General features: G+C 74.6%; 19 protein-coding genes. 7 read left to right on the top strand and 12 right to left on the bottom strand.

All coding sequences use genetic code 11. The features are described from left to right. Window positions 1-2: 2 nt before the first annotated feature. The 3 genes from ACZ60W_RS30255 to ACZ60W_RS30245 are packed head-to-tail and all read right to left on the bottom strand — an operon-like array spanning window position 3 to window position 3,456. The gene (locus tag ACZ60W_RS30255) at window positions 3-872 is read right to left on the bottom strand and encodes an ABC transporter permease (protein ID WP_469758575.1); all 870 of its coding nucleotides are present in this window, start codon (window positions 870-872) and stop codon (window positions 3-5) included. Then, window positions 869-1,822 (bottom strand): ABC transporter permease, encoded by a 954-nt coding sequence (locus ACZ60W_RS30250; RefSeq protein ID WP_469758574.1) that lies wholly within the window; start codon window positions 1,820-1,822, stop codon window positions 869-871. The genes ACZ60W_RS30255 and ACZ60W_RS30250 overlap by 4 nt, the downstream gene beginning before the upstream one ends. Then, complete coding sequence (locus ACZ60W_RS30245; protein WP_469758573.1) at window positions 1,819-3,456, bottom strand: ABC transporter substrate-binding protein; 1,638 nt, start codon at window positions 3,454-3,456, stop codon at window positions 1,819-1,821. Before ACZ60W_RS30245 ends, ACZ60W_RS30250 begins: the two co-directional genes overlap by 4 nt. Window positions 3,457-3,596: 140 nt before the next feature. Between ACZ60W_RS30245 and ACZ60W_RS30240 the strand changes: the two genes are divergently transcribed. Further along, a complete protein-coding gene (locus ACZ60W_RS30240) occupies window positions 3,597-4,661 on the top strand; it encodes a LacI family DNA-binding transcriptional regulator (RefSeq protein ID WP_469758572.1) in 1,065 nt (354 codons plus the stop codon). 5 nt (window positions 4,662-4,666) lie between these two features. Here the strand turns inward: ACZ60W_RS30240 and ACZ60W_RS30235 are convergent, their stop codons facing one another. Next, a complete protein-coding gene (locus tag ACZ60W_RS30235) occupies window positions 4,667-6,301 on the bottom strand; it encodes an amidohydrolase (RefSeq protein WP_469758571.1) in 1,635 nt (544 codons plus the stop codon). 171 nt (window positions 6,302-6,472) lie between these two features. Between ACZ60W_RS30235 and ACZ60W_RS30230 the strand changes: the two genes are divergently transcribed. Then, window positions 6,473-7,183 (top strand): TetR/AcrR family transcriptional regulator, encoded by a 711-nt coding sequence (locus ACZ60W_RS30230; RefSeq protein WP_469758570.1) that lies wholly within the window; start codon window positions 6,473-6,475, stop codon window positions 7,181-7,183. A 108-nt stretch (window positions 7,184-7,291) separates the two neighbouring features. On the opposite strand, the gene ACZ60W_RS30225 is transcribed toward ACZ60W_RS30230, so the two are convergent. The 5 genes from ACZ60W_RS30225 to ACZ60W_RS30205 form a co-directional block, all read right to left on the bottom strand. Next, a complete protein-coding gene (locus ACZ60W_RS30225; RefSeq protein WP_469758569.1) occupies window positions 7,292-8,959 on the bottom strand; it encodes an IclR family transcriptional regulator domain-containing protein in 1,668 nt (555 codons plus the stop codon). Window positions 8,960-9,105: 146 nt separating this feature from the next. Continuing rightward, on the bottom strand, window positions 9,106-9,561 hold the full coding sequence (locus ACZ60W_RS30220) for a MaoC family dehydratase (protein ID WP_469758568.1): 456 nt from the start codon (window positions 9,559-9,561) through the stop codon (window positions 9,106-9,108). Window positions 9,562-9,661: 100 nt separating this feature from the next. Further along, window positions 9,662-11,188 carry an acyl-CoA synthetase gene (locus tag ACZ60W_RS30215; RefSeq protein WP_469758567.1) on the bottom strand — a complete coding sequence of 509 codons (1,527 nt, stop codon included), beginning with the start codon at window positions 11,186-11,188 and terminating at the stop codon, window positions 9,662-9,664. Window positions 11,189-11,198: 10 nt separating this feature from the next. Further along, window positions 11,199-12,038: an amidohydrolase family protein gene (locus tag ACZ60W_RS30210; RefSeq protein ID WP_469758602.1), complete on the bottom strand. Its 840-nt coding sequence runs from the start codon at window positions 12,036-12,038 to the stop codon at window positions 11,199-11,201. Window positions 12,039-12,082: 44 nt separating this feature from the next. Continuing rightward, a complete protein-coding gene (locus ACZ60W_RS30205; protein ID WP_469758566.1) occupies window positions 12,083-12,994 on the bottom strand; it encodes an SDR family NAD(P)-dependent oxidoreductase in 912 nt (303 codons plus the stop codon). Between the two features lie 157 nt (window positions 12,995-13,151). On the opposite strand from ACZ60W_RS30205, the gene ACZ60W_RS30200 reads away from it, so the two are divergent. The 5 genes from ACZ60W_RS30200 (at window position 13,152) to ACZ60W_RS30180 (ending at window position 20,015) form a co-directional block, all read left to right on the top strand. Beyond that, on the top strand, window positions 13,152-14,024 hold the full coding sequence (locus tag ACZ60W_RS30200; protein ID WP_469758565.1) for a PaaX family transcriptional regulator: 873 nt from the start codon (window positions 13,152-13,154) through the stop codon (window positions 14,022-14,024). Window positions 14,025-14,338: 314 nt separating this feature from the next. Continuing rightward, on the top strand, window positions 14,339-15,730 hold the full coding sequence (locus ACZ60W_RS30195) for an NAD(P)/FAD-dependent oxidoreductase (RefSeq protein ID WP_469758564.1): 1,392 nt from the start codon (window positions 14,339-14,341) through the stop codon (window positions 15,728-15,730). Between the two features lie 357 nt (window positions 15,731-16,087). After that, the gene (locus tag ACZ60W_RS30190) at window positions 16,088-17,506 is read left to right on the top strand and encodes a polysaccharide lyase 6 family protein (RefSeq protein WP_469758563.1); all 1,419 of its coding nucleotides are present in this window, start codon (window positions 16,088-16,090) and stop codon (window positions 17,504-17,506) included. 114 nt (window positions 17,507-17,620) lie between these two features. Further along, entirely contained in the window at window positions 17,621-18,571 is a 951-nt protein-coding gene (locus tag ACZ60W_RS30185; RefSeq protein ID WP_469758562.1) for a LysR family transcriptional regulator, read from the top strand. Window positions 18,572-18,641: 70 nt separating this feature from the next. Next, window positions 18,642-20,015: a carbohydrate-binding protein gene (locus ACZ60W_RS30180; RefSeq protein ID WP_469758561.1), complete on the top strand. Its 1,374-nt coding sequence runs from the start codon at window positions 18,642-18,644 to the stop codon at window positions 20,013-20,015. Between the two features lie 77 nt (window positions 20,016-20,092). On the opposite strand, the gene ACZ60W_RS30175 is transcribed toward ACZ60W_RS30180, so the two are convergent. From ACZ60W_RS30175 to ACZ60W_RS30165, 3 genes are read right to left on the bottom strand one after another with little or no spacing between them, the layout of a single operon-like run. Then, entirely contained in the window at window positions 20,093-21,496 is a 1,404-nt protein-coding gene (locus ACZ60W_RS30175; RefSeq protein WP_469758560.1) for a GH1 family beta-glucosidase, read from the bottom strand. Between the two features lie 57 nt (window positions 21,497-21,553). Continuing rightward, complete coding sequence (locus ACZ60W_RS30170) at window positions 21,554-22,483, bottom strand: carbohydrate ABC transporter permease (RefSeq protein WP_469758559.1); 930 nt, start codon at window positions 22,481-22,483, stop codon at window positions 21,554-21,556. Next, window positions 22,480-23,337 (bottom strand): carbohydrate ABC transporter permease, encoded by an 858-nt coding sequence (locus ACZ60W_RS30165; RefSeq protein ID WP_469758601.1) that lies wholly within the window; start codon window positions 23,335-23,337, stop codon window positions 22,480-22,482. Before ACZ60W_RS30165 ends, ACZ60W_RS30170 begins: the two co-directional genes overlap by 4 nt. Window positions 23,338-23,491: the final 154 nt, after the last annotated feature.

Genomic DNA, 23,491 nt, shown 5'->3' with positions numbered 1-23,491 from the left:
GCTCACCGTTCCCGCTTCGCGATCCGGTCGGCGAGCCCCTCGCCGACGATGCCGAACGCCACCACGGCGAGCACGATGCACGCCGAGGGCGCCAGGGCCGGCAGCATCGCCCCCTGGAGGACCGCCGCCTGTCCCTCGTTGATCATGGAGCCCCAGTCGGCGGCCGGCGGCTGCACGCCGAAGCCGAGGAAGGACAGCGCCGCCAGGTCCATCAGCGCGTACCCGAAGTTCATCGCGGACTGGGCGAGGACCGTGGGCGCGATGTTGGGCAGCAGATGGCGCACGCAGACGGTCCAGCCGGACCAGCCCTGCACCCGGTACGCCTCGATGTACGGCCGGGCCTTCTCCTGGCGGGCGATGCCGCGCACCAGGCGTCCCACGTACGGGGTGTAGGCGACGGCCATGGCGATCACCGGCGCCGTGAGTCCCGTGCCGACGACCGACACGAGCAGGATGGCGAGCATCAGCCCCGGGATCGCGAAGACGAGGTCCATGGAGCGGGAGAGGACGGTGTCCGCCCAGCCGCCCCGCCAGGCCGCGACCACGCCGAGCAGCGTGCCGAGCAGGGTGGAGACGCCGACGACGAGCAGCGGCCCGAGCAGGCCGGTGCGGGCGCCGTGGATCAGCCGGGAGAGCACGTCGCGCCCCGACTGGTCGGTGCCGAGCAGGTGGTCGCCGGTGGTCCCGACGAGACTGGCCGAGAGGTCGAGCGCCTCCGGGTCGTACGGGGCGAGGACCGGGGCGAGCAGGGCGGTCAGGACGAGGAGGGCGAGGACCGCGACGGAGACCGCGAGGAGCGGACCCCGGCCGAACAGCCGCAGGGCGCGGAACCCCGGCCTGCGGTACGGCGCCGCGGAGGTGGTGGTGGTCATGAGGAGCCTTCCCCGAGGGAGAGACGGGGGTCGATGAGCGGGGCCAGCAGGTCGACCACGAGGTTGACGAGGACGAAGGCCGCCACGCTGAGGAGGGTGATCGCCTGCACGACGGCGAAGTCCTGCGCGGTCACCGACTGCACGAGCAGCGAGCCGAGGCCCGGCACGTCGAAGGCGGTCTCGACGATCGACGTGCCGATGAGGAGTCCGGCGAGCATGGTGCCGCCGACGGTGACGACCGGGCCGAGCGCGTTGCGCAGCACGTGGCGGCGCACCACCGACGGGCCGGCGACGCCCCGGGCGCGCGCCACCTCGACGTGGTCGCGGCCGAGTTCGTCGAGCATCGCCGAGCGGGTGACCCGGGCGAGGAGCCCCGCGAAGGACAGGGCGAGGGCGAAGGCGGGCAGGGTCAGCTGGTGGAGCCGGTCCCCCAGTCCCGCCGGGGTGCCGCCGCCGGGGCCGGGGAACCAGCCGAGCTGGACCGAGAACAGCGACACGAGCGCGATGGCCGTCACGAACGAGGGCGTGGCGGTGGCGACGCCGGTGCCGATGAGCACCACGCGGTCGGGGAGCCCGGGACGCAGGGCGGCGAGGACACCGGCCGACACCCCCAGCACCACGACCAGCACGGCGGCGAAGCCGACGAGCAGCGCGGTGCCCGTCAGCCGGGAGCCGATGAGCGCGGACACGTCCTGGTGGTACTGGGCCGAGCGGCCGAAGTCGCCGCCGAGCACCCCGCCGAGCCACGTGGCGTACTGGGTGACGAGCGGGTCGTCGAGGTGGTGCTCCGCCCGCAGGGCCGCGACGGCCTCGGGCGTGGCGGGGCGGCCGTGCAGCAGGAAGGTCACCGGGTCGCCGGGGGCCAGGTGGACGGAGCCGAAGACCACGAGGGAGGTCACGAACAGCACCGCCACCAGGCCGAGGAGCCGTCCGACGAGGTAGCGCGTCATCGCTTTGCGGCCCCGATCGTCGCGGCCCACGGGTAGTACAGCTGGACGACGCCGGTCGGGGCGCCGGTGATCCGCTTGCCGAGGAAGACCGAGTAGGGCGCCTCGTACACCGGGATCACGGGCAGCTCGTCCAGCGCGATCCGCTGGAGCTTCGCGGTGAGTTCGGCGCGCTTGCCCGCGTCGGGTTCGGAGTTGGCCCGGTCGAAGGCGACGTCGAATTCCGCGTTGCTCCAGTTTCCGTAGTTCCCGAAGTCGCCGGTGCGCAGGTACTGGTAGAACTCCAGCGGGTCGGGCGTGTTGTCGTAGCCGCTGGTGATGACGAGGTCGAGGCCGGCCCGCGCGTTCGGGTCGACGAAGATCCCGCTGTACGCGTCGGGGGAGACCGGCTTCAGCTGCACGTCGAGGCCGATCTGGCGGCCGGCGGCCTGCACGGCGTTGGCGACGACGCTGATCTCGGGGGCGAGGGTGCTGGTGGCGAGCGTGACGGTCCGGCCGGTCGCGCCGGCCTCCTGGACGAGCTTCTTCGCCGCCTCCAGGTCGTACGCGGGCTCGGGCAGCGTGTCGAAGAGCGCGGCGGTCTTCTCCGGGGCCAGTGCCCAGGCGCCGCGTGCGGCGGGGGCCTTGGCGGGGACGCCGACGCCGCCGGCCGCGGCCCTGACGATGTTCGTGCGGTCGAGCGCCATCGACAGGGCCTTGCGGACCCGCAGGTCGCCGAGCGCGCCGTGGAAGTCGAGGACCGCCAGGTTCGATCCGGCGGTGTTGGGGCCGAAGAGCAGCGAGCCCTTGTCGCTGGAGCGGAGCTGGGCGAAGGAGGACGAGGGGACCATGTAGCCGCCGTCGGCGGCGCCGGAGAGGAAGGCGTTGGAGCGGGCCGCCACGTCCTCGATGAAGGTGAACCTCACCTTCTCGGACCGGGCGGTGAGCTTCGGGTCCCAGTAGGCCGGGTTCTTCCGGAGCGTGATGCTGTCGCCCTGGGCCCAGGTGTCGAGGGCGAAGGGGCCGGTGCAGTTCAGCTTGCCCTTGGGGGTGCCGTAGTCCTTGCCGGCCGCGGCGAGGGAGGCGGCGCTGACGACGGTGCCGGGGGACGCGGCCATCAGCTCGTGGAAGAGGACGTCGGCCTTGCCGAGGCGGATCGTCACCTCCAGGGGTCCGGTCTTCTCGATCGAGTCGACGTTCTTGAAGGAGGTCCCCCAGGGCGACCCGGTCTCGGGGGCCATCTGGCGCTTCAGGGAGGCGACGACGTCGTCGGCGGTCATGGTGGTGCCGTCGTGGAACCTCACCCCGGGGCGCAGGGTGTAGACGAGGGTGCGGGGGTCGGGCTGGGCCCACTTCACGGCGAGGCCGGGCTCGATCTTCAGGTCGGGAGTGACGCGCAGCAGCTGCTCGCAGACGTTGGCCAGCACCGTGTTCGGCGGGTAGTCGTACGCGAGGGCGTAGTCGAGCGTGTACGGCTCGGCGTACAGCGACCAGGTGAAGGAGTCCAGCGGGCCCTGCGCGGGCGGCGACGTCGGGGTCACCTTGAAGTCCGCGCCGCCGGCGGCGACCGGGGGCTTGGTGGCGCCGGAGCAGGCGGCGGTGGTGGCCGCGAGCGCGGCGGTACAGGCGAGAAGCGCGAGGGCTCTGGGCATGCGCATGTGACCCACCCCTTTACGGGTGTAGTGACGGGCTCGGGGGGATGGAGCGAGTATTGGTGCGGGAACGTTCCCGCACAAGGCCTGGCGGCGGTTTTGCGGGAACGGTTTTGCAGAGGTCACGAGGGTGGCACCATCACCCCATGACCGATGTTTCACGGCACGGCGGGCAGCACTCGGCGCCCGCCCCGCGCGTCCGTCTCGTCGACGTGGCGCGCGAGGCGGGCCTGTCCAAGACGACCGTCTCGGCGGCGCTCAACGGCACCGGCAGACTCTCACCCGAGGTACGGGAGAAGGCCCGCGAGACCGCGCGCAGGATGGGCTACCGGCCCAACGCCACCGCGCGCCATCTGCGCGCGGGTCGGGCCCGGCTGATCGGATACGTGGTCGGCGGCCTCCCCGACGCGCTCTGGACCTATCTGGAGTCGCCCTATTTCGCCCGGCTGACCGGTGCCACCGCGGCGACCTCGCTGCTCCGCGGCTACGCCGTGGTGCTCCTGCCGGCCGGCACCCTGCAGAGCGAGTGGGCCGACCTGCCGCTCGACGCGGTGGTCGTCGCCGACCCGGTGGCCGGGGACCCCGTCATCGAGGACCTCCTCGCCGCCGGGATCCCCGTCTTCAGCGACCGCTCCGTCGAGGGGCGGCCCGGGGCCTCCTGGGTGGACGTCGACGCCGAGGGGGCCGTCCGCGAGGCCCTGGACCACCTGCGCGACCAGGGGGCCCGGCGGCCCGTGCTCGTGGTGCCGGACGTCGCCACCCGGTTCCACGTCGGGGTCGAGACCGCGCACCGGGACTGGTGCGCCGCCCACGGCCGGCCCGAGCTGACCGTGCGCGTCGCGGAGACCGGGAACGGCCCCGTCGTGCGGGCGATCGAGACCGCCCTCGGCGCCCCGGAGGGGGCCGAACGGCCCGACGCCCTGCTCGTCGTCGCCGAGGCGAGTCCCCCCTTGGTCCTGGCCGCGGCGCGCCGGCACGGCTACGCGGTCCCGGACGACCTGCTGGTCGTCCTCGTCAGCGAGGACGCCACGGCCCCGTACACCGATCCGCCGGTGACCACCCTCAGCCTGCGGCCCGAGGCGGTCGCGGAGGCCGGGGTCGAGCACCTCGTCGCGGTCCTCGAACACGGCCGCCGGGAACCCGCCGGGACGCTCGTGGCGACGCGTCTGGACGTCCGGGCCTCCTCCGTCCGCCCCGGGCGGGCCGGGTAGGCACGTCAGCGGGCGTACACGAGCGCGCCGCCCACGTACGTCCGCTCCACCCGCGCCGAGGCGATCTCCTCAGGCGGGCCCGTGAGGACGTCGCGGTCCAGGACCACGAGGTCGGCGAGGTGGCCGGGGCGCAGGCTGCCGGTGTCGTCGAGGCCGTTCACGTGCGCGGTGCCCGCGGTGTAGGCGGCCAGCGCGGTGGTGAGGTCGAGGCGCTGCTCGGCGTAGAAGACGCGGTCGTCGGCGGCCTCCGGGTCCCGGCGGTTGACGGCGACGTGGATGCCCTCGATCGGGTTCGGGCTGCTGACCGGCCAGTCACTGCCGGCGGCGAGCGTCGCGCCGGCGCGCACGAGGTCGCCGAAGGGGTACTGCCAGGCGGCCCGTTCGGGTCCGAGGAAGGGGATCGTCAGCTCGTCCATCTGCGGCTCGTGCGCGGCCCAGAGCGGCTGGATGTTGGCGATCGCGCCGAGCCGGGCGAACCGGGGCAGGTCCTCCGGGTGGACGACCTGGAGGTGGGCGAGGTGGTGACGGTTCCCGCGGTGCCCGTTGGCGGCCACGGCCGCCTCCACGGCGTCCAGGGCCTCGCGGACCGCTCGGTCGCCCAGGGCGTGGAAGTGGACCTGGAAGTCCAGCGCGTCCAGCTCGGTCACGTACCCGCGCAGCGCCTCGGGGTCGACGAAGCTCAGCCCGCTGTTGGCGGTGGCGCAGCCGCACCCGTCGAGGTACGGGGTGGTCATGGCGGCGGTGAAGTTCTCCGCGATGCCGTCCTGCATGATCTTGATCGAGCCGGCACGGAACCGGCCGGCGCGCAGCTTCTCGCGCCGTGCGACCAGCTCGGGGATCTGCTCGGCGCCCCGCTCCCGGTCCCACCAGAGCGCGCCGGTCACCCGGGCGGTCAGCGAGCCGTCGAGGGCGGCCGCCAGATAGGTCTCCGACGGGTCGGCCATGCCGCCGAACGAACCGAGCAGCGCGTCCTGCCAGGCGGTGATGCCGAGCGAGTGCAGCAGCTCCTGGGCCCGCAGCAGGCCGGTGAGCCGCTCCTCGGGCGTGGCCTCCGGCACCAGTCGGCCGACCAGGCCGATCGCACCCTCCTGGAGGGTGCCGCTCGGGGTGCCGTCCGCCTCCCGCTCGATCCGGCCGTCGGCCGGGTCGGGGGTGTCGGCGGTGAGTCCCGCGAGCTCCAGCGCCCGCGAGTTGGCCCAGGCGCCGTGGTGGTCGCGGTTCGACAGGAGCACCGGGCGGTCGGCGACGACGGAGTCCAGCAGCTGCCGGGTCGGCATGCCGCCGTCGAAGCTCTCCATCGACCAGCCGCCGCCGGTGATCCACGCCCGCTCCGGGTGGGCGTCGGCGTACTCGCGGATCCGCTGGAGGTACTCCGCGACGCCGACCGTCCCGGTCAGGTCGCACTCGGCCAGCTCCTTGCCGCCGCCGACGGCGTGGATGTGCGCGTCCTGGAAGCCCGGCAGCAGCAGCTTGCCCGTCAGGTCGACGACCTCGGTGCCGGGGCCGATGAGGTCTCGCACCTCGTCGTGGCCGACGGCCGCGATCCGCTCGCCGACGACGGCGAGCGAGGTCGCCCGGGTGCGGGCCGGGTCCGCCGTGAAGACGGGACCGCGGGTGAAGACCAGATCGGCCGTGGTCATGTGCGCTCCAGAGCATGGGGTGACGTGTGGTGGGGGCCATGGAAGCGGGAGCCCCGTTCGCACGTCAATGGTGTTGACGTAAGCCTCCGGACGCCCGTGGGGCCGCGGACGCCCCCGGAGCAGGGGCTTCGGCCGTTTACACGTCAACAACGTTGACGTAATGTTCCGGCCATGTCCGAACGCGTCGTCCCCGAAGGCAGCCGGCAGCGACGCCGCCCCACCAAACAGGGCGCCGTCCTCTCGGAACGGCTCATCGTCGACACCGCCCTGCGCCTCATCGCCCAGCACGGCGCGGAGGCGCTCTCGGTGCGCAGGCTGGGCGCCGCGCTCGGCGCCGACCCCACCGCCCTCTACCGCTACTTCCGCAACACCGACGCCCTGCTCCTGGCCGTCGCCGACGAGATGATCGGCCGCGCGCAGGAGGGCTGGACGGCGACCGGGGACTGGCGCACCGACCTGCGCGCGATGGGCCGGCGCATCAACTCCTGCTACCGCAACAACCCTCAGGCCGCGGCCCTCGCGGCCCACCGCACCACCGGCCGTCCCCACGAGACCCGGGCCGTCGAGCGGATCCTCGGCATCCTCCGCACCGCCGGCTTCCCCGACGACCTCGCCGTCCGGATCTACCACGCCTTCGTCGACCAGGCCCTCGCCTTCGCCGCGCAGGACGCCGCCGCGACCGCCCTGCCGCCCGCCGCCCGGGAGAAGGACGAGGAGGTCTGGCACGCGGTGTACGGCCGGCTGTCGCCCGACACCCACCCGAACATCGCCGCCACCTTCCCCCTGCTCGCCGCGGACATGAGCGAGAGCGGGTACCCCTTCGCCCTGGAGCTGATGCTCACCGCGGTCGAGGCGCTGCTCCCCGCGAACGCGGGGGAGTGACCGGAGGGCTTACGGCACCGGCGGCCCGGGGCCCGGTGACGGGCGTGTGGCACCGGCGGCGCGCCGGGCCGCCCGGTGGCCGCGGCCCCTGCCCCGCCTCCCGCGGGCTCAGCCCGTCGCCACCCGGGAGAAGCGCCCCACCGCGGCCAGGTCGGCGCTGATCAGCGCGGCGGTCTCGCGCAGCGGCGGCAGCAGCGAGGCGAGGCTCTCCTCCGGCGTCGCGCGGCTCGCGTGCAGGGCGATGTTGACCGCGGCGACCGTCCGGCCGGTGGCGTCGGTGACCGCGACCGCCAGGGAGCGCAGCCCCTCCTCCAGTTCCTGTTCCACCCATCCGTGGCCGCGCGCCGCCGTGGCGGCCACGGCCTCGTCGAGCCCCTCGGGGGTGGTGAGCGTGCGCGGGGTCAGCGCCTCGGGGGTGATCCGGCCGAGCCGCTCGGCGCGTTCGGCCGCGGTCAGGGACGCGAGCAGGACGCGGCCCATGGAGGTCGCGTACGCCGGGAGGCGGGTGCCGACGGTGATGTCGATGTGCATGACGCGGGTGCCGGCGACCCGGGCCACGTACCGGATGTCGTCCCCGTCGAGCACGGCGACGGACGCGGACTCCTGGACGCGCGGCACGAGCGCGACCAGGTGCGGGGTGGCGATCTCCGGCAGGCTGAGGCCGGAGAGCCGCGCGTAGCCGAGTTCCAGGACACGGGGGAGCAGCACGAAGCCGCCGGACTCCTCGCGGACGTACCCCAGATGGCGCAGCGTGATCAGCGCGCGGCGCGCGGTCGCGCGGGGCAGGCCGGTGAGGCGGGCGAGCGCCGAGAGCCGGGCCGGGCCCCGGACGGAGTCGAAGGCGCGCAGCACGTCGAGACCCCGGGCGAGGGACTGCAGGAAGCCCGACCCGAGCTCCTCCTTGAGCGCGCCGCCCCGGGCGGGCGGAGCTCCGGGCGGCGCCGGGGCGGCCGCCGGCGAGGCGAGCGCCGCCTCCATGGCGGCGACCGTCCGGCGCAGCGGCGGCAGGGCCCGCTCGCTCAGGGAGCGGGCGCTGTGCCGGCTCGTGCGGCCGACGACGCCGACCGCGCAGACGACCGCGCCGTCGGGGCCGCGGACCGGCAGGGCCACGGAGAGCAGCCCGGGTTCGATGAGCTGGTCGTCCACGGCCACCCCGCTCGCGCGGGCCTGCCGCACCCGGGCGAGGAAGTCGGCCTCCACCGCGGCGGGGTCGTGGTGGGCCGGCCGGGGAGGCACGGAGGGGAACCCGGTGTCGCGGGGGTCCCGCGCACGCCGCTCCCGCCAGCGCTCGTGGCTGGTCCCGTCCCAGTCGGCGGCGAACAGGGCGCCGTGCGCGCACCGTTCGGCCGGCAGCAGGTCACCGGCCCGGAAGGAGACCGCCATGGCGCGGGGGCGGGCGGCCTGGGCGAGGAAGCGGACCCCGTCGCCGTCCGGGACGGCCAGGGACACCGGCTCGTCCAGGGCCTCGGCGAGAGCGGCGGCGTGGGGTCCGAGGAGCCCGGGCAGACCGCAGGAGGCGAGGTAGGCGTTGCCGACCGCCGCCGCTCCCGGGGCGAGGAGAAGGTCGCGGCCCTCGGCCCTGAGCATGCCGAGACGCACCAGTGTCGTCGCGACCCGGTCGACGGTGGAGCGGGCGAGGCCCGTCGTCCTGACCAGGTCGCCCGGACGGTGGCGGAGCTCGGGACCGGCGGCCATCGCCCGCAGCACGGAGAGGCCGCGCTCCAGCGGCCCGACGAGTTCGTCGGGCGCGGCCGTGGCCTCGGTCGGCTGAGGCATCGTCCGGACTCCTCGGGGCGGTGGCGGGCTGCTCGGGCGCGGGGCGCGCGGGGCGCGCGGGGAAACCGTACCCGCGCCGCCGTCGTGGCCGGTCGACGAGGGGGGGCGGCCGCGACGGCGGCCGCCCCCCTCCGTCTCCGCGCGGCTCAGGCGAAGAAGCGGTAGACCGCCTGGGCGACGCACGCGGGCTTGGCGACGCCGTCGATCTCCACGGTCAGGTCCACGACGACCTCGACGCCGCCCGGGACGTCCTCGACGGACACCACGCGGCCGTGCGTGCGGATCCGGGAGCCGACCCGTACGGGGGAGGGGAAACGGACCTTGTTGAGGCCGTAGTTGACGGCCATCGCCACCCCCTCGACCCGGAGCAGCTCGCTCCACATGGGGATGAGCAGGGAGAGGGTGAGGTAGCCGTGGGCGATGGTGCCGCCGAAGGGGCCGGCGGCGGCGCGCTCGTGGTCGACGTGGATCCACTGGTGGTCGCCGGTGGCGTCGGCGAAGGTGTCGACGCGGGGCTGGGCGATCTCGGTCCAGGAGCTGTGGCCGAGGTCGGCCCCGGCCTGGGCCTTGATCTCGTCGATGCCGTGGACGGTGCGGGCCATGGAGGTACTCCTCGGGTGCGGGGAGGCGGGAAGGGCGGGAAAGGCGAGGGATGGGCGGGGAAAGCGAGGGAAACGGAAGAAGGAGGGGAAGGAGGCGGGGTCAGGCGGCCGGGTCGGTGCCGTAGCGGGCCCGGATGGGCGCCTTGAGCAGCTTTCCGGTGGCGTTGCGGGGGAGGTCCGGCGCGAGGACGACGCTCTTGGGGATCTTGTAGCGGGCGAGCAGGCCCTCCAGGTGGGCGATCAGCTGCCCGGCGGTGACGTCCGCGCCGGCCCGCGGTACGACGACGGCCCGCCCCACCTCGCCCCACCGGGCGTCGGGGATCCCGATGACGGCGGCCTCGGCGACGTCCGGGTGGCCGAGCAGGGCGTCCTCGACCTCGGCCGGATAGATGTTCTCGCCGCCCGAGATGATCATGTCCTTGAGCCGGTCGACGAGCCGGACGTAGCCGTCCTCGTCCACCGTGGCCACGTCGCCCGACCGGAAGCGCCCCCCGTCGCGGAAGGCCGCGGCGGTCGCCTCCGGGAGGTTCCAGTAGCCGGGGGTGACGTTCGGCCCGGCGACGACGACCTCGCCCTTCTCGCCGGGCGCCGCCTCCGCGCCGGACGGCAGCAGGACCCGCACGTCGGTGAAGAAGTGCGGGACGCCCGCCGAGCCGGCGCGGCTGAGCGAGTCGGCCCGGTCCAGGATGAGGGCTCCCGGAGCGGTCTCCGTCATGCCGTACCCCTGGACGAAGGCGAGGCCCCGGTCCAGATAGGCGCGGGCGGTGCGGGTGGGCACCGGGGCGCCGCCGCAGAGCAGGGTGCGCAGACTGGTCAGGTCCGCGCCGGCCCACGCGGGGCTCGCGGTCATCGCGTCGTACATGGTGGGCACGCCGAACATGAAGGTCACCCGGTGCCGTGCGACGAGGCGCAGGGTGCGCTCGGCGTCGAAGGCGGACTCCAGCAGGACGGTGCCGCCCTTCAGCAGGACGGGCAGGCAGCTCATGTTGAGGGCGCCGGTGTGGAAGAGCGGTGCGGAGACGAGGGCCACCTCGTCGCCGGCGAGGTCGGTGTCCACGAGGACGTTGAGGCTGTTCCAGAGGACGTTGCCGTGGGTGAGGACGGCGCCCTTGGAACGGCCGGTGGTGCCGGAGGTGTACATGATGAGGCAGGCGTCCTCGTGGCCCACCTCCTCGTCGACCGGCTCCGTGGCGGCGGCCGCGAGCAGCTCCTCGTACGGGTCCCCGGGGCCGCCGTCGACGGCGAGGACGGTGAGGACGGCGGCGCCCGAGACCAGCTCCGTCACCCGCCCCGCCGGCTGTCCGGCGTGCACCAGGACCGCGCTGCCCGAGTCGGCGAGCTGGTGGAGCAGCTCCGGTACGGCGAGGCGGGTGTTGAGCGGGACGAAGACCGCCCCGAGGAGACCGGCCGCGAAGAGCGTCTCCAGGTACGACGGATGGTTCGGCCCGAGGTACGCGACGCGGTCCCCGCGGCCGACCCCGGCACCCCGCAGGGCGTGGGCCAGCCGCGTGCACCGTTCGTGGAGTGCGGCGTAGTCGACCGCGCGGCCCTCGTGCAGGAGGGCGGTGCGCCGGGGCGACCTGCGGTCGCGGCGTGCGGGCCAGGAGCCGATGCCCTGGTTGCGCATGGCGGACCCCTCAGTTTCCGGTGAGACCGAGGAGCCGGAGCGCGTTCTCCTTGAGGATCTTCGGACGGACCTCGTCCTTGATCGGGAGCTCGGCGAAGTCGGCCAGCCAGCGGTCGGGTGTGAGCAGCGGGAAGTCGGAGCCGAACAGCACCTTGTCCTGAAGCAGGCTGTCGGCGTACCGCACCAGCTGCGGCGGGAAGTACTTCGGCGACCACCCCGACAGGTCGATGTACACCCGCGGCTTGTGGGTGGCCACCGCGAGCGCCTCGTCCTGCCAGGGGAACGAGGGGTGCGCGAGGACGATCCGCAGGTCCGGGAAGTCGGCGGCGACGTCGTCCACGTCCATCGGGTTCGAGTACTTGAGGCGGATGCCCCCGCCGCCGGGCGCGCCCGCGCCGATGCCCGTCTGCCCGGTGTGGAAGACCGCGACGGCGCCGGCCTCCTCGATCGCCTCGTACAGCGGGTACGCCATGCGGTCGTTGGGGTGGAAGGCCTGGATGTTCGGGTGGAACTTGAAGCCCTTCACGCCGAACTCGGCGACCAGGCGACGGATCTGACGGACCGCCGCCCTGCCCTTGTACGGGTCGACGCCGGCGAACGGGATGATGACGTCGGGGTGGCGCAGGGCGGCCTCGGCGATCTCCTCGTTCGGCACCGGCGGGGTGCCGGTCGCCGACTCGGCGTCGACCGTGAAGACCACGCACGCCATCCGGCGCTCGCGGTAGTAGGAGGCGATCTCGGGCAGCGTGGGGTGGCGGTGCTCCGCCTTGAAGTACGCGCCGGCGGCGGCGTCGAGGTCGGCGGAGAGCGAGGCCCCGCCCTTCTCGGAGACCTCGGCGTGGGTGTGCATGTCGACGGCGACGAGCTCGTCGGGGTTCAGCACGGCAGGCTCCTTCACGGGCGCGGGGCGGGGATGCCGAAGGTCTCGGGGGTGCGGCCGACGGTCACCGGCCAGGCGGCCGCGAGGGCGTCGGCGCTCCAGCCGCCGTCGGCGTACGCCACCGCGACCTCCCGCGGGTGCGACCACAGGGCGAGCTTGTCGCCGCCGATGCCGACGCACTGGCCGGTCACCCCGGCGGAGGCGTCGGAGGCGAGGAAGGTGACGAGGCCGGCCACGTCCTCGGGGGTGCCGAAGCCCTCGCCCTTGCGCAGGCTGTCCGGGAACGCGACGCCGTCCCGCTCCAGCGCCTCGACGTGCGGGGCGAAGGCGGGGATGGTCTTCGTCATCGCGGTCGCGGCCACGGGGATGACGGCGTTCGCGGTGATGCCGGCCTTCGCCAGCTCCATGCCCCAGGTGCGGACCATGGCGGCGATGCCGGCCTTGGCGGCCGCGTAGTTGGTCTGCCCGAAGTTGCCGCGCTGCCCGGCGGGGGAGCCGGCGACGACGATCCGGCCGCCCTCGCCCTGGGCGCGCATCCGCTCGACGGCGGCCCGGACACAGGTGAAGGTGCCGCGCAGGTGCACCTCGACCACGGTGTCGAAGTCGTCGTCGGTCATCTTCCACAGCACCCGGTCCCGCAGCACGCCGGCGTTGGTGACCATGGCGTCGAGCCGGCCGTAGCTGTCGACCGCGCGGGCGACGAGGGCCTCGGCGGCCTCGGTGGAGCCGACCGGGACGACCTCGGCGACGGCGCGGCCGCCCGCCTCGGAGATGAGGCGCACGGCCTCCGCGGCGGCTTCGGCGTCGACGTCGTTGACCACGACGGAGGCGCCGGCGGCGGCGAGCGAGCGGGCGTAGGCGAGGCCGAGGCCGCGGCCGCTGCCGGTGACGACGGCGACCTTGCCGGTGAGATCCACTGGGGTCATGAGCGGGGTCCTTCCCGTGAGCCGGGTGCGGGGCGCGAGGAGACGCGGCCTGGAGCACGCACCGGCAGGGAGTCAAAGCTAGGCACATTTCTGTCTGCAGTCAATGAAGTGCCGAATAAAGCCTCCCGGGCGGACGCTCCCGGCCTACGCTGTCCCCGTGACCCCTCCCGATCCGGCCCAGCCGTCCGAAGCCGACCCCGACGCGGCCGGCCGCGGCGCTCCGCCCCGCCCCCAGTCCCTGATGCTGAGCTTCTTCGGCATCCACGTCCTCGGCACGGGCACCGCCCTGTCCTCGGCGAGCGTCATCGACGCCTTCGCCCGCGTCGACGTGGGGGAGGACGCCGTCCGCTCGACCCTGACCCGGATGGTCGGCCGCGGCCTGCTGGAACGTCACCGGCGCGGCCGCCGGATGTACTTCTCGCTCACGGCCCGCGCCGCCGAGGTCCTCGCCGACGGCGAGGAGCGGATCCGGCGCACCGGCGCCGTCAACCGCGGCTGGGACGGCACCTGGACCCTGGTCGGCTTCTCGCTCCCGGAGTCGTGGCGCCGCGAGCGCCACGACCTGCGCTCCCGCCTCGTCTGGGCGGGCTTCGGCCCGCTGCAGAGCGGACTCTGGGCCGCCCCCGGCCGCGTCGACGTCGCCCCCGTCACGGCGGAACTCGGGCTCGGGGACCGTATCAGGGCCTTTCACGGCGAGGCCGTCGCGCCCACCGAGGCAGGCTCCCTGCTCCGCACCGCCTTCGACGTCGACGCCATCGCGGAGGGCTACCGCGCCTTCCTGGCCCGCTGGGGCGACGGCGCCGCCCCCGCCGAGGCCCGTGACGACCTCGGCCGGCTGCTCGTGCTGCACACCGACTGGCTCGACCTCGTCCGCCGCGACCCGCACCTGCCCGCCGAGCACCTGCCCGAGGAGTGGCCCGCCGAACGCGCCGAGACGCTCTTCCGCGCGCTCTCGGAACGCCTCGAACCCGGGGCCCGCCGGATCGCCGACGAGATCCTCGACCGCTGGGACCCCGACGCCCCGAACTGACGCGCGTACTCCGGCACTCCAGGGGCCCGTGCCGCGCGGACCGGCCGGCCTCCGCCCCCGGTGACGCCGACGGGGCCCGGAGCCGGCCGGGCCTGCGCCGGGAGCTGCCGGGACCTGCCGGGACGTGCGCCGGACCTGCCTGGACCTTCCTGGACGAGCGTCGGGGGCCGGGCCGGGAGCCGCGGCCAGCGGGTGCCGCACGGCCGAGAGGGCTTACGTCAACACCATTGACCTTGTCCCTCGCGGCGGAGTCTCATGGGCGGCACTTCGGAGGCTCCCCTCGCCCGGGCGTCTCCGCGACCCGAAGGAACCCCATGGATCACCTCACCGCGCTCCGCGACGTCGCGCACACCCCGTTCTGGCTCGACGACCCCGACCGACCGCGGCCCGCCCCCGCCCTCGTCGGCGGCACCACCTGCGACCTGCTCGTGGTGGGCGGCGGGTACACCGGACTGTGGACCGCCCTCCTGGCCAAGGAGCGCGACCCGTCCGCGGACGTGGTGCTCGTGGAGGCGGACGAGGTCGGCGGCGCCGCTTCCGGTCGCAACGGCGGCTTCTGCGAGTCCAGCCTCACCCACGGCCTGGCGAACGGCGTCCAGCGCTGGCCCGAGGAGATCGGCCTGCTCGAACGGCTCGGCCGCGACAACCTCCAGGGCATCGAGGACGCCGTCGCGCGGTACGGCATCGACTGCGACTGGCGGCGCACCGGCTCCCTCGTCGTCGCCACCGAGCGCTACCAGCTCGACGGCCTCGCGGAGGAGGCCGAGGCGGCCGCCCGGTACGGCGGCAGGCCCCTCCTGCTCGACGCCGACGCCGTGCGCGCCGAGATCGACTCCCCGACCTTCCTCGGCGGCGTGTGGAACCGCGACGACGTCGCCATGGTCAACCCGGCCCGGCTCGCCTGGGGCCTCAGGCGCGCCTGCCTCGACCTCGGCGTCCGCGTCCACGAGCACACCCCCGCGACCTCGCTCGACGAGTACGGCGCCGTGCTGTCCGTCGGCACCCCCTTCGGGCGGATCACCGCCCGGCACGTCGCGCTCGCCACCAACGCGTACCCCTCCCTGCTCCGGCGCCACCGCCCGTACACCGTCCCCGTGTACGACTACGCCCTCATGACCGAGCCCCTGACGGCGGAGCAGCTCGCCTCGGTGGGCTGGACGCGCCGGCAGGGCTTCGCCGACTGCGCCAACCAGTTCCACTACGTGCGGCTCTCCGCCGACGACCGCATCCTGTGGGGCGGTTACGACGCGATCCACCACGGCGGTCCGGTCCGCGCCGAACACGACCGGCGGCCCGAGACGTACGCGACGCTGGGCCGGCACTTCTTCACCACCTTCCCGCAGCTCGAAGGGGTGCGGTTCAGCCACGCCTGGGGCGGGGCCATCGACACCAGCACCCGCTTCTGCGTCTTCTTCGACACGAGCCACCGCGGCAAGGTCGCCTACGCCGCCGGGTTCACCGGCCTCGGCGTCGGCGCCACCCGCTTCGGCGCCGACGTCATGCTCGACCTCCTCGCGGGCGCCGCCACCGAGCGGACCGGACTGGAGCTCGTCCGCCGCAAGCCGCTGCCCTTCCCGCCCGAACCCGTCCGCTCGCTCGGCATCGACCTCACCCGGTGGTCGATGGCCCGGGCCGACCGCCACGAAGGCCGCCGCAACCTCTGGCTGCGCGCCCTCGACCGCTTCGGCCTCGGCTTCGACAGCTGACGCGTTAGCGGAACGTCAGCGGGACGTGAGCGGGGCACGGCAGAGTGGGGCGGGTCGCCGGACGGGGGCGGGACGGCCTGTCCTCCCCGCACCCGGCGGCTCGTTCCCGAGGCACGGACCGGACGGAACGGGATCGGCGCCGCCGTCGTGGTGGCCGCAGCGGGGCAGGTTCCGTCGTGGGGGCGGGACCGGCCCGACCCGCGGCCACCGGTGCGGGGCGGCGTCCGAAGAGCGGCCCTGACCGGCCCGGATCCGGGCGGGCCGAGGGGGCCCGTCCCGAACGCCGGCCGGTCGGGGCCGTGGTGGAGTCCTGGCGACAGGGCCCGGAACGACTCACCCCCTTCCAGGAGGCATCACATGCGACGGCGTACGTTCCTCAGGGGCTCGCTGCTCGGCGCGACGGCCGCGGCCCTTCCGCTCGACACCCTGCTCGCCCCGGGCGCGGCCGCCGCCGAGCCCGCGCCGGTCACCTCGCTGGGCGCGCTGCAGAGCGCGATCGACCGGGCCGCACCCGGCGACCGGATCGTCCTCGCCGACGGCACGTACACGGTCCCCTCGGGCGGTGCCATCGACCTGTCGGGGCGCAGCGGCCTCACGATCGTCTCGCAGAGCCGGGGCGGCGCCGTCCTGCGCGGTCCGCGCAGCTTCGTCCTCGACGGCGCGAGCTCCGTCACGGTCAGCGGCTTCTCGCTCCGCCAGAGCGGCACCCTCACCATCCCGGCCGACAGCACCGGCATCCGGCTGACCCGCAACGACATCCAGTTCGCCGACGTCGACGGCCTCGACTGGGTCCTCGTCGAGGGCGACGACGCCAAGATCGACCGCAACCGGTTCCACGACCGGACCACCCAGGGCATCTTCCTGGTCGTCGACGGCCCCGGCACGACCGAGATCGCCCAGCGCCTCCACGTCTTCCGCAACCACTTCGCCCGGCACGGCTACACCGGGGACAACGGCGGCGAGGCGATCCGGCTCGGCGTCAGCAGCCGGGCGCTCTCGGGCGCGCACGCGATCGTGGAGTACAACCTGTTCGAGCACTGCGACGGCGACCCCGAGGCGATCTCGGTGAAGTCCTCCGACAACACCGTCCGCCACAACACCCTCCGCGACAGCCAGGGCGGCATCGTGCTGCGCCACGGCAACCGCACCACCGTCGAGGGCAACCACCTCCTCGGCGGCAAGGAGGGCGTGCGGCTCTACGGCAACGACCACCTCGTGGTGAACAACCACCTCGCCGGCCTGACCGGCCGCGCCCTCGTCGTCGGCAGCGGCACCACCCGCGACCACACCCCGGGCGAGACCACCGAACAGCGGCGCGGCAACGACGCCTGCGACCGCGCCGTGATCGTGCACAACACCCTCCGGGGCAACAGGAGCACGCTCTCCGGCGAGACCCGCGCGTACGAGCCGCGCGACGTGGTCGTCGCCGACAACCTCCTCGTCGGGGACACCGGCAGCCTGGTCGCCATGGGGGCCACCACCGGCTTCACCTGGCAGGGCAACATCCTCTGGGGCGCCGCCGCCGACGGCACGATCCCGGCCTCCGGCCGCACCCGCGTCGACCCCCGCCTCCGCCAGGACGCCGACGGCGTGTCCCGCCTCGACGCGGGGAGCCCCGCGATCGACGCCGCGACCTACGCCGGCGTCTCCGTCCCCTACGACGTCGACGGTCACCTCCGCGGCGCCCTCCGCGACGTCGGCTCGGACGAGTACACGACCGCCGCCCCGCCGCGCCGCCCCCTCACCCCGGCGGACGTCGGCCCCGACGCCCCCTGACCGCGCAGGACCCGCCCGCCCCGGACGACCGCCCAGCGGGCCGGGGCGCCGGCGTGTCCACCGCCCCCCGTCGCTGGTCTGGACCTATCCGGTGACGGGCGTCAAGCTCTGCCCATGGACTTGGAGTTGAGGCACCTCAAGACGATCCGGGCCATCGCGGACGCGGGGAGCCTCACGCGCGCCGCCACCGCCCTCGGCCTCGCGCAGCCCGCGCTCAGCGCCCAGCTGAAGCGCATCGAACGGGCCCTCGGCGGCGCGCTGTTCGTACGCGGCAGGGACGGTGTGCGGGCCACCGCGCTCGGAGACCTCGTCGTCGAGCGCGCCCGCGTCGTGCTCCCCGCCGTCTGCGAACTCCAGGAGGAGGCCGTGCGGTTCGCCCGGGAGGGCGCGGAGGGATACCGGCTCGGCGGCACCCACGGACCCCTCCTCGGCGGCCTCGTCGACCGCATCGCCCACGCCGAGCCGGGAGCGCGGGTGTCCACCCACACCTCCTGGTCCGAACGCGAGATCGCCTGCGGGGTCGCCGCCGGACGGCTCGACTTCGCCCTGGTCGGCGTGTGCGGCGAGAGCGGCCCGCCCGAGGCGGGCCGGCTGGCCTGGACGGAGGTCGCCCGCGACCCGGTCTACGTGATGCTCTCCGCCCACCACCCGCTCGCCCCCCGCTCCGACGTCGCCCTCGCCGAGCTCGCCCCGGAGGCGTGGACCGACGTCCCCGGCGACGGATGCTTCGGCGACTGCTTCGCCGCCGCGTGCGTCCGCGCCGGCTTCACCCCGGCCCGGGTGTACGAGACGGACACCGCCTCCTGCGTCCACCTCGTGCAGGTCGGCCGGGCCGTCGGCCTCTGCCGGGCCACCTTCCCCGCCACGCCCGGCATCGTCACCCGGCCCCTCGCCGGCACGCCACTGGTCTGGCGGCACCTCCTGGGCTGGCACCCCGAGGCGCGTGCCGCCGTCCGCGCCCCCACCGTCCTCGCCCACGTCCGCGCCGCCCACACCGAGGCCCTGGCGCGGAGCGCGGGCCGCACCCCGGCGGCCGGCCATAACGCGGGGGCAGGGGCCGACTGACCGCTGCCGCCCGCCCGTCGGAGCTCCTACGTTCTCAGGAAATCCCCCACCGAGAACCGAGGAGACCCCCATGCTCCGACGACACGCCCGCGCGGCGTGTACCGTGCTGGCCGCCGCCGGGCTGGCCCTGGCCGGCCTCCAGGCCGGCGCGGCCGGCGCCGCGCCCCGGGCGGACGGCCCGGCCGCGCCGGCGGCCGTCAGCGGCGCCGCCCGGACCCTCGGCGTCGACGCCGCGCCGCCCGAACTCCTCCGCGCCATGGGCCGCGACCTCGGCCTCACCCGCGCGCAGGCCCTGAACCGGCTCGCGCACGAGGCCGAGGCGGGCGCCACCGCCGCGCGGCTGCGCCAGGACCTGGGCCCGGCCTTCGCCGGGGCCTGGGTGGACGGCGCCGAGGCCGGCACCCTGACCGTGGCCACCACCCGGGCCGCCGACACGGCCGCGATACGGGCCGCCGGCGCGACCGCCCGCCTCGTGCCCCACAGCCTCACCGCCCTGGAACGCGCCAAGGAGCGCCTGGACCGGGCCGCGACCGCCGAGGCGCCCGTGCGCTACGTCGACGTGCGCGCCAACGTCCTGGTCGTCGAGGAGGCGACGGCGGGCGCCGCGGCGCGGCTCGTCCGCGCCACCGGCGTCCCGGGCGCCCTGGTGCGCGTCGTCCGCACCGCCGAGGCCCCGCGGCCGCTCTACGACATCCGCGGCGGCGACGCCTACTACATGGGCGGCGGCGGCCGCTGCTCGGTCGGCTTCGCCGTCACCCGCGGCACCACCCAGGGCTTCGCCACCGCCGGTCACTGCGGCCGCGCCGGCACGACCACCAGCGGCTACAACCAGGTCGCGATGGGCAGCTTCCAGGGGTCCGTCTTCCCCGGCAACGACATGGCCTGGGTCGCGGCCAACTCCAGCTGGACCGCCACCCCGTACGTCAAGGGCGCGAGCGGCAACGTCCAGGTGACCGGCTCGGTGCTCCAGCCGGTGGGCTCCTCCGTGTGCCGCTCCGGCTCCACCACCGGCTGGCACTGCGGCACCGTGCAGCAGCACAACACCAGCGTCACCTACGCCGAGGGCACCATCACCGGTGTGACCCGCACGACCGTCTGCGCCGAACCCGGCGACTCCGGCGGCTCGTACATCTCCGGCAGCCAGGCCCAGGGCGTCACCTCCGGAGGCTCCGGCACCTGCTCCAGCGGCGGCACCACCTTCTTCCAGCCGCTGAACCCGCTGCTCCAGACCTACGGCCTGACGCTGCGGACCACCGGCGGCGACCCGGGCCCCGGGCCCGGCCCCGGCGAGCCCCAGCCCGGCGGCACCTGGGCGGCGGGCAAGGTCTACGCGGCCGGTGACGTCGTCACCTACGGCGGCGGCAGCTACCGCTGCCTCCAGGGCCACCAGGCCCAGCCCGGCTGGGAACCCCCGAACGTCCCGGCGCTCTGGCAGCGCGCCTGACGCAGCACCGTCCCTGACCGGGGGTGCCGCCGGCCCGAGGGGGGTCGGCGGCACCCCCTCGTTCCCGGCCCGCGCCGTCAGGACGCGGCGAGGCCGCCGCGCGCGATGACCTCCGCGTACCAGCGGGCGCTGTCCTTCAGGGTCCGGCGCTGGGTGGCGAAGTCCACGTGGACGATGCCGAACCGCTTGCTGTAGCCGTAGGCCCACTCGAAGTTGTCCAGCAGCGACCAGAGGAAGTAGCCCCGGACGTCCGCGCCGTCCGCGAGCGCGCGGTGCACGGCCGCCAGGTGGCCGTGCAGGTACTCCACCCGCTCGGGGTCCTTCACCCGGCCCGACGGGTCGGCGTAGTCGTCGTACGCCGCGCCGTTCTCGGTGATCACCAGCGGCACGCCGGGCAGTTCGTCCCGGAGCCGGACGAGCAGCTCGTACAGCCCGTTCGCGTCCACCGGCCAGTCCATCGCCGTCCGCGGACCGGGGGCCGGCTCGAAGCGGACGTGCCGCTCGGCGCCGCCCCACGGGGCGGGCGACTCGGACGTCCCGGCCGCCACGACCGAGGGGGAGTAGTAGTTGATGCCGAGGGAGTCGATCGGGGCCGCGGCCGTCTCCAGGTCGCCGTCGAGGACGAAGGACCAGTCGGTGACCGACGCGGTGTCGCGGACGAGGTCCTCCGGGAGCCGGCCGTGGAAGACCGGGTCGAGGAAGATGCGGTTGCCGACCGCGTCGATCCGGCGGGCCGCGTCCACGTCCTCCGGAGCCTGCGACAGGGCGCGGACGGCGTGCAGGTTGAGCGTCAGGGACACCTCGGCGGAGCCCGGCAGCGCGCCCCGGAGGGTCCGCGCCGCGAGCCCGTGGGCCAGGTTGAGGTGGTGGGCGGCACGCAGCGCCGCGACGTCGCTGGTCCGGCCCGGGGCGTGCACCCCGTTGCCGTAGCCGAGGAAGGCCGCGCACCAGGGCTCGTTGAGCGTCGTCCAGGTCGCCACCCGGTCGCCGAGGGCGTCCGCCATGATCCCCGCGTACTCGGCGAAGCGGTACGCGGTCTCCCGCTGCGGCCAGCCGCCCGCGTCCTCCAGCTCCTGCGGCAGGTCCCAGTGGTAGAGGGTCGCCACCGGGCGGATCCCGGCCTCCAGGAGGGAGTCGGCGAGCCGCCGGTAGAAGTCGAGGCCCTTGCGCACGGCCGGGCCGCGGCCGGTCGGCTGGACGCGGGGCCAGGCGATCGAGAAGCGGTAGTCGGTCACCCCGAGCCGGCGCATCAGGGCGATGTCCTCGTCGACCCGGTGGTAGTGGTCGGCCGCGATGTCGCCGGTGTCGCCGTTGCGGACCTTGCCCGGGGTGCGGCTGAAGGTGTCCCAGATGGACGGCGTGCGGCCGTCCTCGGCCGCCGCGCCCTCGATCTGGTAGGCGGCGGTCGCGGTGCCCCAGCGGAAGCCCTCGGGGAAGCGCAGCGCGGTCGCGGTGTCGGTGTGGGTGTCGAGTGCGGTCATGGGACGGGAACTCCCTGGAGTGAGACGTCTGGAGGCAGGAGGAAGGGGAGGGGCGGGTCAGCCCTTGACCGCGCCCTGCATGATGCCGCCGACGATCTGGCGGCCGAGCAGGCCGAAGACCAGCAGCACGGGCAGCGTGCCGAGCAGGGTGCCCGCCATGATCACGGACTGGTCGTGGACGTAGCCGCCGCCGAGCTGGCGCAGGGCGACCTGGACGGTGGGCTCGGAAGAGGTCAGGGCGATGATCGGCCAGAAGAAGTCGTTCCACGCCGCCATGAAGGTCAGCAGGCCGAGCACCGCCATGCCGGGCCGGGCGATCGGCACCACGATGGACCAGAAGATCCGGGCGGTGGAGGCGCCGTCCACCCGGGCCGCCTCGATCAGCTCGTCGGGCAGGGCCTGTACGAGGAACTGGCGCATGAAGAACACGCCGAACGCGGACACCAGACCCGGCAGGATCACGGCCTGCAGCTGGTTCACCCACCCGAGCTTGGCGATCAGCATGAACAGCGGGATGACGCCCAGCTGCGGCGGGATCATCATCGTGCCGATGGTGACCGCGAGCAGCGCGCCCCGTCCGCGGAAGCGGAGTTTGGCGAAGGCGAAACCGGCGAGGGTGCAGCACAGCACCGTGCCGACGGTGATGGAGCCGGAGACGAGGAGCGAGTTCAGCAGGGCCTTGCCGATGTCCGCCTCTTCGAGCACCGAGGCGAAGTTCTTGATCAGGTTAGGGCCCGGCAGCAGCGTCGGCGGGATGCGGGCCAGGTCGGCGTTGGAGCGGCTCGCGGCGACGATCGTCCAGTAGAACGGGAAGGCCGACACGAGCACGGCGAGGATCAGGATCGCGTACGCGACCGGACCGGCGTGCAGGGTCCGTCCGGCCCGCGGGGCGCCGCGGCGCGGCCGTCCGGCGGCCCGGCGCCCGGGCGGCGCGTCGGCGGGGGCGGGCGGAGCCGGGGTCGTCGAGGGGGCGATCGGCGCGGTCATCGGCCGGCCTCCTTGCGGGAACGGTGGCGGGCGATGAGGGCGTTGACCCCGACGAGCACCACGATGATCAGGAACATCACCCAGGCGATGGCGGCGGCGCGGCCCAGGTGGAAGAAGCCCCAGCCCTGCTCGTACATGTAGAGCCCGAGCGTCTGGTACTGGTGCGAGATGCCGCCCGACATCTGCCCTTCGAGGAGCAGCGGTTCGCCGAACAGCTGGGTCGCGCCGATCGTGGAGACGATGACGGTGAAGACGATGGTGGGGCGCAGTCCGGGCAGGGTGACGTGGAAGAACTGCCGCCACCGCGAGGCCCCGTCCATGGCGGCGGCCTCGTACAGCTCGTGCGGGATGGACTGCATGCCGGCCAGGTAGATCAGGGCGTTGTAGCCGGTCCACCGCCAGACGACGATGCTGGAGACGGCGACCTGGGAGGCGAGGGTGTCGTTCTGCCAGTCGACGGGGCTGATGCCGACCGTCCCCAGCGCGTAGTTGACGAGCCCGAAGTCGCTGCCGAAGAGCTGTGCGAAGACCAGGGTGGCGGCGGCGACCGAGGTGGCGTACGGCAGCAGGATCGCCGTGCGCAGGAAGGTGCGGCCGCGCAGCCGGTAGTTCAGGAGGTGGGCGAGGCCGAGCGCCATGACCAGCTGGGGCACGGTGGACAGCACGCCGATGGTGAAGGTGTTGCGCAGCGCGAGCCAGAAGTACTCGTCGCCGAGGAGCGCGGTGTAGTTGCCGAGTCCGCGCCACTCCATGTCGCCGGGGGTCTGGAGTTCCACCCGGTACAGCGAGACGAACGCCGTGTAGACGAGCGGGAAGAGTCCGAAGGCGGCGAACAGGGTGAAGAACGGGGCCAGGTAGGCGTACGGCGAGAACGTCTGCCAGGTCCGCCGGGCGGTGGGGGGCCCCGGGGGGGGGGGGGGGGGGGGGGGGGGGGGGGGGGGGGAGGGAAAAGCTCGCCCCCCCCCCCCCCCCCCCCTTACCCCGTGGGGGGGTGTTCTTTTTTTGGGA

The sequence above is a fragment of the Streptomyces sp. NPDC104202 genome, from assembly GCF_055584185.1.
Note: the sequence above shows the minus strand (reverse complement) of the source record. Positions and strands in the feature narration are given on the sequence as shown.